Consider the following 12,354-nt stretch of genomic DNA (forward strand, 5'->3'; position numbering starts at 1 on the left):
CCGCATGGCCCGCAGCGCTGACATCTCCACCGAGGACCGGATCCGCGACCGCCGCGCCCGCTGGTGCGCGAAGTGGATGAAGCTGACGTTCACCGTCGCCGTGCTGGCATTCGGCGCGAGTTGGTTCACCGCGGCGACGAACCTGGGCCACCCCCTGCTGCCCGCCCTGGCTCTCCTGTCGGTGCTCGCCAACGTGGTCTCCGCGGTGGTCATCCGGCTCGCACGGCGGGTGGCGCCGAGCCAGTTCCCGGTCACCTGGCGCGGGAAGGTCGGCAACGTCGGCGGGTTCGGCACGCACCTGCTGCTCACGTTCATGTCGATCCTGATGTTCCTGCTCGCCACGAGAATCTTCGACTGAGCCGCAACGTTTCCGGTGCCGCCCGGGTCGTGAAGGTAGCGACGGCCAAGAGGGAGTACGGGTGGCGGAGGATTTCCGGGAGTTCGTAGAGCTGCGGTACGGCGACCTGCTACGGATCGCGTACCTGCTCACCGGCTCCGCGCACGACGCCGAGGACCTGGTGCAGTCGGCACTGCTCAAGGTGATGCGGCGGTGGTCCAAGGTGGACGAACCGTTCGCCTACCTGCGCCGAACCATGGCCAACCAGCACATCAGCCTGTGGCACCGGGTCCGCTCACGCGAGTCCGTCGGCACCGAGCCGGCCGAGCGCGGTGGCGACGACCCGGCCGACCGGGTGGTCCGGCGCCAGGCCATGGTCGCGGCGCTACGTGGCCTGCCGCCGCGTACCCGCGTGGTGGTGGTCCTGCGCTATCTCGACGACCTGCCCGAAGCCGAGGTGGCCGCCATGTTGGGCTGGCCGGTCGGCACGGTGAAGAGCCATGCGTCCCGCGGCCTGGCCCGGCTGCGCGTCGCCCTCGGCGATCAGGAACTGATGAAGGGGAACCAGCGATGACCGTGGACGAACGCGTTCATGCGGCACTCGTCGACCTCGCCGAAGAGGTCCGGCCGGCGCCCGATCCCTACGGTCGCCTGCGGGCCCGGCGCTCGCGGGTTCGGCGGCGGCGGACGGCCCTGGGAGGCGCCGCGTTGGCCCTGATCGCGGCCGTGGCGACCACGCTGCCGCTGCTCCCCGACCGAGGCGGCTCCGCCGTCAACGACACCGACCCGGGGCGGTCCATCCACGAGTGGTCCGAGCGGCTACGGCTCTCTCCGATACGCGGGGCGTTCGGTGCGGCCAACCCGGACTACGTCGAGGAACTGGCTCGGCTGGTCCTCGAACGCCAACGGACCGGCGTGCTCCGGGTGAAGGAGCCGGTCACCGAGGTGAACGTGCTCTACCTCGACGACGTCGACCACGCCCGGGTCGCGTTCGTGGCGTTCCATCGCGCGACCCCGGACCCGAGAACCTCGTGGGAGAACGCCAGCGCCTGGCTCATCGCCAAGCCTGGCGCCTCCGCCGCCGAGCTTGCGGACCTGCGGCCCTACGCCATCGGCGACGGGCTCGGACCTGTCGAGACCATCTCGAACTTCGAGAACGAGGATGGTTCGGCCAAGGCCGACGTCGCCTTGGCGATAGCTCCGACCGGGTGCGTCGTCGAGTCCGCGCCTTTGCCGGCCGTCGACAAGTGGACTCCGGAGCCAACAGTGTCCTATGTGGTGCGCACCCGGGCCACCGAGCGGGCCGAGTGGTGGCGCGTGGTCTGCGACGGCGTGGTGAAAGAGGTGCGACCGGCCACGGTGCTGTATCCGCGAGCCACGCTCAGCGAGAAGCAGCTCGACGCCGCCCTGCGTGGCGCCGGCGGCACGGTTGACCGGGCTATGGCCCGCAAGGCGGTTCAGTCCGCTGGTGACCTGAACTTCAACATGACGATCGGTCCGAGCCGCGTCGTGTGGGGCGGTGAGATCGCCGGCTCGCAGCCGGACGCCAGTGGATCGTTCGACGGCCACGCCGTGATCACTGTGACGCCCTGGATACGCGACAGTTGGTGCGTCAACATCGAGATCGAATACGCGGCCAAGCAACCGGACAGCACGGTCGGCAGGGGTGTGCAGCAGGTCGCGCCCGCCGATCCGAGCGGCCCGAACGCGGCCCTGCCCATCCGGCTCGGGGAGGGAGCCTCCGTGCTCGTCATCGTGCCCGCCGGCGCGACGAGCGTGCGGGCGCTTCGGGCCGGGGCGGTCATCGACACGGCGGAGGTGACCGGGCAGGCCGCCGTCGTCGACGCCCGCGACGCGCCGGACCTGACCTTCGAGGCACTCGACCGGGACGGCACGGTCCTGACCAGCGCGACGATCCCCGTTGAGCGACCTCTCGACCTCGTCGCCGGCGTCGTCCCGTGGTGACGGCCCCACGCGCCAATCGGTCCATTGTGGTCCTCGCGACCAACTTCGACGGCACCACGCCGAAGGACGTCGTGCGGCGCCTTCCCCGGCCGCGGACGCCGCACTGGACGGAGTGAGCTAGACCGGCCTCGGGCCCGCCGCCCCACGGGCTGCGGCTTAGGACCGGAACGAGGGCGGCCCGATCGCTCGGGCCGCCCTCGTCGTCACGGAGCCGGTGTCGCCGATGTGTCGGCGGCGTTGCGGGTGCCCAGGAACCACGTCACGGCCACGCCGGCGATGGCCAGCACGATCTGTAGCGTGATCTCTTTCCAGCCGTAGTCACGGTCGTCGCCGAACAGCAGCGCGAGCAGTGCGGCGACGAGGGCGCCGGCCACCGCGAGCGCGGGTGCGAGCCACACCGCGTTGGCCTGCCGGCCCCGCAGGGCGAAGCCACCCACCACCCCGACGACCACGCCGATGATGATGGCGAAGAGGAAGTTCATGTCGGATACAGCCTTTCTTTCCTAGAAGGCGCCGATGGACCTGACATGTGTCCCAGGTTCCGTGACACTTGTCAATGCGTCACATCGGCGCCTTCCAGGTCAGGGCCGGTCCGCGAGCACCGCCTCGTCCGGAGCACGGTCGAGGTCCGCCGTGGTGGGTCGGGCGTCGTCGCCGTGGCCCGGCCACCAGGCGCGGCGGCCGATCAGCGCGGTCACGCTCGGCACCAGGAACATCGCCATCACGAACGCCGCGATCAGGATGCCGACGGAGACGGAGAAGCCCATCTCCATCAGGAACGAGACGCCGGCCAGCAGCATCGAGGCGAAGGTGCCCGCGAGGATCAGGCCGGCCGCGCCGACGGACGGGCCGGCGTGTTCGACGGCCAGGTCGGCGGCGGTGCGCGGGTCGTTGCCGAGCCGCGCCTCCTCGCGTAGTCGGGCGATCATCAGGATGTTGTAGTCGGTGCCGATGGCGACCACGAACAGATAGAGAATGATCGGCAGGGAGAACGACAGGCCGGGCCGGTCGGCGATGCCCTGGAAGACGATCACGGTCGCGCCGAGGGTCGAGAAGAAGCCCAGGACCACCGCGACGATCAGGTAGAGCGGTGCGACCAGGCTGCGCAGCAGCAGCGCGAGGATCACCGCGATCAGCAGGCCGGCGACCGGGAAGATGACCCGCAGGTCGCGGTCGTTGGCGTCCTTGATGTCGGCGAAGACGGAGCTGAGCCCGCCGACGTAGGCGCGGGTGCCCGGCGGTGCCGCCGCGTGTGCGACGTCGCGTAGCTCGCCGCCCGCGAGCGCGAGGGCCTCGTTCGAATAGGGGCTGCCGGCCAGCAGCAGGTCGAACCGCGCGACCGAAGCGTCGTCGCTCAGCGTCGCCGGGCTGCCGTCGGGGCCGGGCATGATGCTGCCGACGCCCGGCACGGCACGCAGCCGGTCGGCGACCCCGGCCAGCGATCCTGGGTCGATCCCTGCGTCGCCGTCGGCCTGGAGGATGACCTGGGTCGGGGCCAGCGCGCCGGCCGGGAAGCCGGCCTGCAACGCCTCGTAGCCCTCGGCCGATTCGGTGCCGCCGGGAAGCTGCGCGTTCTGGTCGTAGTCGGTCTTCATGAACAGCGAGCCGGCCGCCAGCGCGACCATCAACCCGCCGGAGACCAGCGCGACGACCGCGGGCCGGCGACCGGTGAACCGGCCGAGCCGCTGGAAGGTGGTGCCCTTCGGGGTGCGCTTCCAGCTCTTGGACGGCCAGAAGACCGCGGTGCCGAACAGCGACACGATGGCCGGGACGAGCGTGACGGCGGCCAGGCCCATCACCACGACCGCGATGGCCAGCGCCGGACCGAGGCTGCGGAACGCTCCGAAGACGGCGAGCAGCAGCGCGAGGAACGCGATCACGATGGCGCCGGCGGCGGACGCGATCACCTCACCGACGCGATGCACCGAGGTGACCAGGGCCGGTTTGGTCTGGTCACCGGCGCGCAGCCGTTCCCGGAAGCGGAAGAGCAGGAACAGGATGTAGTCCGTGCCGACGCCGTACAACACGATGGTCAGAATGATCTCGATCGACGGGTCGGCGTCCATGCCGAACACGTCGGCCATCGTGGCGATCAGCCCGGTGGAGACCACCGTGACGATGCCGACGATGATCAGCGGCAGGATCGCGGCGAGCGGGCTGCGGTAGATGATCAGCAGCAGCAGCACGATCAGGATCAGCGTGGCCGCACCGACGATGACGAGCGCGTCGTTGAACGCGTCCTCGTTGTCGGCGTACATCGCGATGTCGCCCGTGACCAGGCGTTCCAGGCCGGTGTTGGCGAGCACCGGGTCGCTGGCGGTGCGGATGTCCTTGATCGCGGCGGTCAGCGTCGGGTCCTGCGGATTGTCGCCGAGGCCGACGGTGACGAGCTGGACGAGCCGGTTGGGCGAGACGGCCTGCGGCGCGGTGACGGCTCCGGTGACCTTCGCGATGCCGGCGTTGGTGACCGCCTCGGCGAGGCGGCTCACGGTGTCCTGGTCGGCGGCGGTCAGCTCACCGCCGTCGGACCGCTTGACCACGATGGTCGCCGTGGCGCCGTCGGACTCGCCGAACGCTCCCTGGGCGATCTCCGTCGCACGGATCGACTCGTAGCTGCCCGGCAGGAAGTTTGCCTGGTCAGATGTGGTCTCCAAGGACGGCGCGAAGGCCACCGACGCCGCAGCCGCCGCCAGCCAGGCGACGATCACCCACCATCGCTCGTAGACGACGAACCGCCCCAACCGCTCGAACATCGCTCCCCCAACCTGCCGCACGGTAGGTGAAGAGCCTACTTCGTGCGCACCACCCCGCGCCGCCCGTTATTCTCGCCGGGCCGCGCTGAGAGCCGGCTGAGTAAATGAGGTGGACAGTGGACGTCGGCGCCGCGACCCGCGACCGGATTCGCGAGCAGGCGCTCGCTCTCTTCACCGACCGGGGGTACGTGACGGCGAGCTTGCGGGAGATCGCCGACCGCGTGGGCATCACGAAGGCGTCGCTCTACTACCACTACTCGTCCAAACAGGAGCTGCTGGTCGCGGTGGTCCAACCGCTGCTCGCCCAGTGGCGCGAGGTCGTCGTGGAGGCCGAGGCGAGCCCGCACTCCCCCGAGACGGTGCGGCGGACCCTGTGCCGGTGCGTCGACACGATGCTGGCGCACCGTACGGTCGCCAACCTGTTCCTGCGCGACACGGCCGGCATCCTGCCGGCGCTCGCGCCACTGATCGACGAGGTGGTGGAGACCAACCGGCGGCTGCGGGACTGGCTCGCCGGTCCGGCACCGTCGCAAGTGGCCAGGATCCGCGCGGTCGCGGTGCTGGACCTGCTCCGCGTGGCCCTGACCGCCGGCGCGACCCTCGGCGACGTGCCCGACTCCCTCGTCCGGCAGACCCTCCTCGAGTCGGCCGAGCTCGTGCTCTCCGGCCGCCCCTGACACCCGTCCTGCCCCGGCAGCCACGGAAACACACGTTCGAGCGGGGCACGGCCGACGGCCGGCGTAGCGTGGTGCGGAGGACCGAGACCGATCATCGGAGGTCGGACCGCGATGTCGACGCTCGACGACAAAGTAGTGCTGATCACCGGCACGGGCAGCGGAATCGGGCGCGTGGCGGCGCTGGCCTTCGCCCGCGAGGGAGCGAAGGTGGTCGGCTGCGACCTCAACGTCGCCGGCAACGACGAGACGGTCGAGGATGTCCGGCGCGCCGGTGGCCAGATGACCGGCGTCGCGCCGGTGGACCTGACCGACCACGTGCAGGTCGACCGGTTCGTGGAGCAGGCCGCCGGGGCGTACGGCGGGCTGGACGTCGTCTACAACAACGCGGCCGCGCTGCGCTTCGGCCCGATGCCCGACTACTCCGTCGAGGACTGGCACTACACGATCGCCGGTGAGCTGGACATCCCCTTCTTCGTGTCGAAGTACGCGTGGCCCCACCTGACCAAGCGCGGCGGCGGTGTCATCATCAACGCCGCGTCGATGGCCGGCATGATCGCCGGTGAGAACCCGCCGATGGTCGGGCACTGCGCGGCGAACGCCGGCATCATCGGCATGACCCGGCAACTCGCCCTGGAAGGCGCCAAGGTCGGGATCCGCGCGGTGACGATCAGCCCCGGGCCGACCCTGACCCCGGCCGCCGACCGCGACCTGGGCGACAACCAGGTGGCCCGCGACGCGATCACCGCCAAGACGCTGCTGAAGCGCTTCGCCCGGCCGGAGGAGGTCGTGGAGCTCGCGGTCTTCCTGGCCTCGGACCGGGCGGGCTTCATCACAGGCGCGAACTACGCGGTCGAGGGCGGCGCCAGCGCCTGGTAGTTCTATACGGATGAGAATCGCGGTCACGGGTGGTACGGGCAGAGTCGGCGGCGAGGTGGTGCGGCTGCTGACCGAGTCGGGTGGGCACGAGGTGGTGGCACTGTCCAGCCGCACCGCGCCGTACGACGATCCCACCGCACTGCGCGCCGCGCTCGACGGCGTCCAACGGCTGGTCTTCGTGTCCAGCGACGGCGAGGCCGCCCGCGTGCTGGTGCACCACCGCAACGTCCTCGCGGCGGCGGCCGACAGCGGTGTCGAGCACGTCGTGCTGCTCAGCGGGCTGGACGTCGCCCTGGACTCGCCGTTCTGCTACGCCTTCACCAACGGCGACACCGAGCGGCTCCTGCGCGCCGGCGACATCCCGTACTCGATCGCCCGGGCCGGTCTCTACACCGAGTTCTTCCTCGACCTGCTACGTCAGGCCAGCGCTGACACGGGCGAGGTCGCACTGCCCGCCGGCGACGGCCGGGTCTCGCTGGTCGCCCGCGACGACGTCGCGCGGTGCCTGGCCGCGCTGGCCCTGCGCGAGCCCACCAACGGGCACTACGACGTGACCGGGCCGGAGAGCCTGCCGGTCGCGAAGGTCGCGGAGGCGGCCGGATACCGGTACGCCGACGCCAGCCCGGCCGAGTTCGCGGCCACGCTGGCACGGCTCGGCGAGGAGCCGTGGTGGGTGTACGCCTACTGCTCGATGTTCGAGGCCATCCGCCAGCACCGATGGGAGCGGACCTCGGACGCCGTCCTGGAGCTCACCGGCCGTCCGGCGCTGGGACTCCTGCGATAGAAGCCTGACAAAACCTCACACAACCAAGAAAAACTTTGGCGAAGGTCGACGGACTGCGCGCAGCGGGCGCGGAACCGGTGGTCGTCGACGGGTTGGACCGCGAAGCGGCGATCGTGGCGGTGCTGGCCGCCGCGCCGGACGTGATCGTGCACCAGATGACCGCGCTGGCGAACGCGCACAGTCTCCGCAAGCTCGACCAGGAGTTCGCGGCCACCAACGAGCTGCGCACCCGGGGCACCGACAACCTGCTGGCGGCCCCCAAGCGGGCCGGCACCCGCCGGGTTGTCGCACAGGGCCACAACTTCATCTACGCGCGCTCGGGCGACCCGGTCAAGACCGAGGATGACGACACCCGGCGTCTACAACGTCGCCGACGACGAGCCGGCGCCGGGCGACGCGCTCGGCGCCCAGTTCTTCGTTCCCGGCACCAGCCTGGCGGCCCTTCGCGCCGGGCACCCACCGGACGCGCCCTGGCCCTGGACGGACGACACCGAGATGGCCTGCTCGGTCGTCGACGAACTGCGCGAGCACGGCCGGATCGACCAGGACCGGCTGGCCGCGCGCTTCGCCGCTCGTTTCGAGCCGTACCGCGGCTATGGCGGCGGCGCCGTCGTGCTGTTGCGCCAGATCCGCGAGGGCGTGCCCTGGCGGGTCGCCGCCCGGGCGGCGTTCGACGGCAGCGGTTCCATGGGCAACGGCGCGGCCATGCGCGTGGCGCCACTGGGCGCCTTCTTCGCCGGCGACCACCGCACCGCCGCGTTGCAGGCCATGCTGTCGGCGGAGGTCACCCACGCGCACCCCGAGGCCGTCCTCGGTGCCGTCGCCGTCGCCGTCGCGGCGGCCGAGGCCGCGCGCGGTCCCGCTCCCGCGGACCTGCTCGACGTGGTCCTCGACCACCTCGCCGAGAGCCGTGTCCGGTCCGGCGTCGCGCGCGCCCGGCGGCTGCTCGGTGCCAGCGTCGGCGAGGCCGCGTACGAGTTGGGCAACGGCTCGCGGGTCCTGGCCTTCGACACGGTCCCGTTCACGCTGTGGGTCGCCGCGACCCACCTCGACGACTACGCGGCCGCGATCACGGCCTGCGTCGAGGCCGGCGGTGACGTCGACACGACCGCGGCCATCGTCGGGGGCATCGTCGCGACGTGCGCCACCGTCCCGGCGGCGTGGCTGGTGCGCCGGGAAGCCCTGCCGACCGATTAGGCTGGTCTGGGCAAGATCAGGAGTGTGAATGGCTTTCCACCGTACGACGCCCCGTGTCGTCAGCGACGTCGACCGTTTCTCCACCGGGCGGCTGCTGGAGGTGGCGACCGCGCTCACGGTGGTCCTGTCGTTGCCGCAGTCCGCCGCCGACCGGGCCGACGCGCTCGTCGTGGCCACCGGCCAGGGTGAGGAATGGCGGCTCAGCCACGCGATCCGGATGTGGGAGACCAATCCAGGATTGCGCACCCTGTTGGTGGCCAACGGCAATCCCGACGAGGCGACCTATGTCGAGCTCACCGCCGACTACCTGCGCGGGCTCGGGCTGCGCCGCGTCGAGGGCGTCCACGTCCAGGCCGAGCCGGCGCCGAACACGGGTTTGCAGGCAGCCTGGATCGTCGACCGGGTGCGAGCGCTGGGCGTCACGAGCCTCGCGGTGACCGCCTCGGCGTACCACCTGCTCCGGGTCTATCTCACGATCCTGCGGACGATGGACGGCAGCCGCATCCCGCTGATCCCGGTGCCGACGGCCGTCGCGCCGGACACACGGGTGCCGGAGACCGGCGCGACCGCCTACGAGCTGACCCCCGGCGAGGTGGACCGCATCCTGACGTACGCGGACCGGGGCTGGCTCGCCACACCCGAGGAGCTACGCGACTACCTGCGCTGGCTCTGGCGCCACCACCGGTCACTGCTCGTCGGGTGATGACGCGCCGAGCAGGCGCAGCAGGCTGATCCGCAGCGCGGCGTCGGCCTCGGCGCGGGACATCCGGCCGGCGTCGGCCTCCTCGGCGGCGGCGTGGCCGATCCGGATCGTGAGGGTGGCCAGCCAGTCGGCGGGAAGCCGGTCGTCGAACTCGCCGGAGCGCTGGCCGCGGGCGATCACCCGGTTGAGCCGGGCGGCAACGGGCTCGTGGCGCTCCTGGTCCCGCGCGGCGGTCACCGGTACGGCGGTGGCGCGCCGGAAGAGCAGGCGGTGCTGGGCGGCGACGCGGGCGCTCGCGTCGAGCAGGCGCAGGAGGGCGTCGGTCGCCGGTCCGGCGTCGAGGTCCACGGCGTCGAGCTCGGCCATGGCCGCACCGGTGACCCGGTCCAGCGCGGCGGCGAGCAGGACCTCACGGGACGGGAAGTGCGCGTACACGGTCTGCCTGGTCACGCCGGCCGCCGCGGCGATCGTCTCCAGGCTGGGGTCGGTCGGCGCGTTCAGCAGCTCGACGGCGGCGTCCAGGATGGATAGTCGTCGGCGCTGGGCATCGGATCGGTAATTGGTCAATCTTTACACCTTGTAAAGTTTGGCGATCGCGATCTTACAGCTGTCAAAGATAACGGGAGGTGTGCGGCCTGACAGCGTTCGGCGCGGACCCGAAGCAGGTCATCTTCGAGGCCGACGGCCGGATGCGCGCGGCGCACCGTTCAGAACCCGAGGCCGTGTCACGGCCCCGCCCAGGACCGCAGCAGGTGGCCGCCGATGGAGTCGACCGGGCCTGAGCCAGGGCCGTCGACGATGCGCGCGACGACCTCCGCGCGGGTGAACCACCGGGCCTCCAACAGTTCCGCGCCGTCCACGGTGATGGTGTCGGAGGTGGCGGTCGCGAAGAAGCCGACCATGAGGCCCGCCGGGAACGGCCAGGCCTGCGAACCCTGGTAGGTCACGGCGCCGACCGTGACGCCGGCCTCCTCGGCGACCTCGCGGCGCACCGCGCCTTCGAGGCTCTCCCCGATCTCGACGAACCCGGCCAGCAGGGAGAAGCCGTCCGGGCCGGCGCCGTGGTGGCGGGCGAGCAGGCAGCGGTCCGCACGCTCGACCAGCACGATCATCGCGGGCTCGATCCGGGGAAACAGCTCGCGCCCACAGCCGACGCAGAGCCTGACGTGGCCCCCGTGCCCGCTCTCCGTCCGCCCGCCGCACGACCCACAGAATCGCGCGTGGCGGTTCCAGTGCAGCAGACCCCGCGCGTACGCCAGCGTCGCCAGAACCGGTCCTGGTAACGCACTCGCCAGTGCGCGCAGGTCTTGGCTGGAGTGCGCGGCGGCGAGTCGCAACGCCTCAGCCTCCTCGAGGTCGCCGAGGTCGGCGGCGAAGACCGCCGTCGTGCCGTCCACGCTCAGCAGGGCCGTCTGGCTCGCCTCCGCCAGGACGGCCGGGCCGGTCAGCGTGATCGGCCGACCGGAGGCCGTCAGCAGCGGCCGGTCGCGCCACATCGGGAGGATCCGGGTGTCGCCGTCACGCAACCGCTCGGCGACCCAGTCGGGATCCGCTCGCGAACGCGCGGCCCGGTCGCCCGGTGTCGAGGTGTAGGCCAAACCGTCGAACGCCATGTGGGGATCTTTCCCCACTGGTCAGCGCGGCCAGCCGCCGGTGGCGGGTGCGGCTGCCGCGTCCGCGAGCGTCTCCGGGCAGATCTGGCGCATGACGAGGTGCAGGCAGTTCTCCCGCTCGGGTTCGTCCCAGTAGCCGGCGTGGGTCAGCAGGCCGGTGCGTGTCCAGACGTTGCGGTACGTCAGCGTCTGGCTGGTGTAGCGGTGGCACACGGGCCGCACACCGGCGACCGTCACCACGTCGGAATTGTCTTCTGCCGGGGCGTACGCGTAATCGTCGCCGTCGACCATGTTCGACGCGAGAATGTCGGCCGGGATGTAGATGTTCGTCCACGGCAGGCCGGGCACGCGCTCCAGCCGGTCGTCGGCGTACGTCGGGAAGTAGAGCCGGACGAAGTCGAGCGGGCAGCCGATGGTGACGAGGCTGGCGATCGCGTCGCGGTGCCGAGCGTCCAGCGGCTGCGCCAACGACCGGCGCGGGAAGGCGAAGTCCATCGCGATCAGCGCGCCGATGCTGTAGCCGACGAGGTAGACCTTCCGACCGGGGTTCTTTTCGAGCAGGTCGTCCAGGGCGCTGTCGACAAGGCCGGTGACACCGGCGGCGTGCCGCTCGTCCTGGGCGTACGCGAGGACCTGCTCGAGCAGCTTGGCGCCACGGGCGACCGCGGGGCGCACGCTGAAGAACAGCCAGGTCGTCAGGGCGGTGCCGCCGACGGCGATCGCGTCCGCGGCGGTGTCCGGGACGTCGGGCTCGGTCCACACCCCGAGCGCGACCAGGATCGCCAGCCCGGTGAACACCGCGGACAGCATCAACAGGAACACCGCCCCGAGCCCGAGTACGAGCTGGAACTTGGCCACGGTGGACTTCGCGCGCTTGCCGGCCGACAGCAACATGAGCACCGCGCCGAGCAGGTGCGCGAGGGCCAGCCCGAAACGGCGCACGGTCGGTGCCACACCGGTGCCGGCGACGTCCGGAAGGTCCAACGCCGGGTGGTAGTCCACCGTGTAGACGTCCAGAACCGGGACGCCATCCACGTTCACGATGCGCCGGCCCTCGCTCAGTTGCTTGCTGAAGCTGGACAGCTCCTGCGCGACGTACGTGCCGGGGCCTTTGCTGGCCTTGATCGCGATCAGTTCCGCCACCCGGGCCGCCGAGTTGCGCGGAGACTTCCGAATGCCGGGCAGGAAGAGCGCGACCGGCGGCGGCGTGGCATCTGGGGCCCGCCGGGCGCGGGACCGGCGTGGTGTGGGCGCGGCTGGTGAGTCGGCCATCTCAAACTCCTTCGCCGGCACGGCGGCATTCGTGGCGCAGCCAGACTAGTCGGCCCTATTCCTGGTAAATTCGAATGCACGTAGCTGTCCCTCATTGGGATTAGTGAGAACGGTCGATCAGGCGACGACGATCCGGCGGCCGTGGTAGTCAACCGGTCACCTCCGCAGGTCAGAGGC

At 71.3% G+C, this 12,354-nt stretch carries 13 protein-coding genes; 8 read left to right on the top strand and 5 right to left on the bottom strand.

Annotated features, from left to right (window positions below; genetic code table 11):
- The first annotated feature begins 4 nt into the window (after positions 1-4).
- The 3 genes from BLV39_RS28590 to BLV39_RS28600 all read left to right on the top strand — a co-directional run bounded on the left by BLV39_RS28590 (position 5) and on the right by BLV39_RS28600 (position 2,302).
- Entirely contained in the window at positions 5-358 is a 354-nt protein-coding gene (locus BLV39_RS28590) for a hypothetical protein (protein ID WP_090799580.1), read from the top strand.
- 61 nt (positions 359-419) lie between these two features.
- Positions 420-911 carry a SigE family RNA polymerase sigma factor gene (locus BLV39_RS28595; RefSeq protein WP_090799583.1) on the top strand — a complete coding sequence of 164 codons (492 nt, stop codon included), beginning with the start codon at positions 420-422 and terminating at the stop codon, positions 909-911.
- Positions 908-2,302 carry a hypothetical protein gene (locus BLV39_RS28600; RefSeq protein WP_090799586.1) on the top strand — a complete coding sequence of 465 codons (1,395 nt, stop codon included), beginning with the start codon at positions 908-910 and terminating at the stop codon, positions 2,300-2,302. The genes BLV39_RS28595 and BLV39_RS28600 overlap by 4 nt, the downstream gene beginning before the upstream one ends.
- A 203-nt stretch (positions 2,303-2,505) precedes the next feature.
- On the opposite strand, the gene BLV39_RS28605 is transcribed toward BLV39_RS28600, so the two are convergent.
- The gene (locus BLV39_RS28605) at positions 2,506-2,784 is read right to left on the bottom strand and encodes a hypothetical protein (RefSeq protein WP_090799589.1); all 279 of its coding nucleotides are present in this window, start codon (positions 2,782-2,784) and stop codon (positions 2,506-2,508) included.
- Between the two features lie 99 nt (positions 2,785-2,883).
- The gene (locus BLV39_RS28610) at positions 2,884-5,055 is read right to left on the bottom strand and encodes an MMPL family transporter (RefSeq protein WP_090799592.1); all 2,172 of its coding nucleotides are present in this window, start codon (positions 5,053-5,055) and stop codon (positions 2,884-2,886) included.
- A gap of 104 nt (positions 5,056-5,159) precedes the next feature.
- On the opposite strand from BLV39_RS28610, the gene BLV39_RS28615 reads away from it, so the two are divergent.
- From BLV39_RS28615 to BLV39_RS28640, 5 genes are all read left to right on the top strand, one after another.
- A complete protein-coding gene (locus BLV39_RS28615; RefSeq protein WP_090799596.1) occupies positions 5,160-5,732 on the top strand; it encodes a TetR/AcrR family transcriptional regulator in 573 nt (190 codons plus the stop codon).
- Positions 5,733-5,843: 111 nt separating this feature from the next.
- Positions 5,844-6,608, top strand: coding sequence for an SDR family NAD(P)-dependent oxidoreductase (locus BLV39_RS28620; protein ID WP_090799600.1), 765 nt, complete (start codon positions 5,844-5,846; stop codon positions 6,606-6,608).
- Positions 6,609-6,618: 10 nt separating this feature from the next.
- A complete protein-coding gene (locus BLV39_RS28625) occupies positions 6,619-7,392 on the top strand; it encodes an NAD(P)H-binding protein (protein WP_090799605.1) in 774 nt (257 codons plus the stop codon).
- Positions 7,393-7,734: 342 nt separating this feature from the next.
- On the top strand, positions 7,735-8,589 hold the full coding sequence (locus BLV39_RS28635; RefSeq protein ID WP_090799608.1) for an ADP-ribosylglycohydrolase family protein: 855 nt from the start codon (positions 7,735-7,737) through the stop codon (positions 8,587-8,589).
- A 28-nt stretch (positions 8,590-8,617) separates the two neighbouring features.
- Complete coding sequence (locus BLV39_RS28640) at positions 8,618-9,292, top strand: YdcF family protein (protein ID WP_090799611.1); 675 nt, start codon at positions 8,618-8,620, stop codon at positions 9,290-9,292.
- On the opposite strand, the gene BLV39_RS28645 is transcribed toward BLV39_RS28640, so the two are convergent.
- From BLV39_RS28645 to BLV39_RS28655, 3 genes are all read right to left on the bottom strand, one after another.
- The gene (locus tag BLV39_RS28645; RefSeq protein ID WP_090799613.1) at positions 9,275-9,859 is read right to left on the bottom strand and encodes a TetR/AcrR family transcriptional regulator; all 585 of its coding nucleotides are present in this window, start codon (positions 9,857-9,859) and stop codon (positions 9,275-9,277) included. The two genes, BLV39_RS28640 and BLV39_RS28645, sit on opposite strands and share 18 nt — an antisense overlap.
- Positions 9,860-10,017: 158 nt before the next feature.
- Positions 10,018-10,905, bottom strand: a complete 888-nt coding sequence (gene nudC, locus BLV39_RS28650) for an NAD(+) diphosphatase (protein WP_090799617.1) — start codon at positions 10,903-10,905, stop codon at positions 10,018-10,020.
- Between the two features lie 21 nt (positions 10,906-10,926).
- Positions 10,927-12,177, bottom strand: coding sequence for a lipase family protein (locus BLV39_RS28655; RefSeq protein WP_090799620.1), 1,251 nt, complete (start codon positions 12,175-12,177; stop codon positions 10,927-10,929).
- Positions 12,178-12,354 lie beyond the last annotated feature (177 nt).

Source organism: Asanoa ishikariensis, assembly GCF_900107455.1.
Lineage (GTDB): Bacteria > Actinomycetota > Actinomycetes > Mycobacteriales > Micromonosporaceae > Asanoa > Asanoa ishikariensis.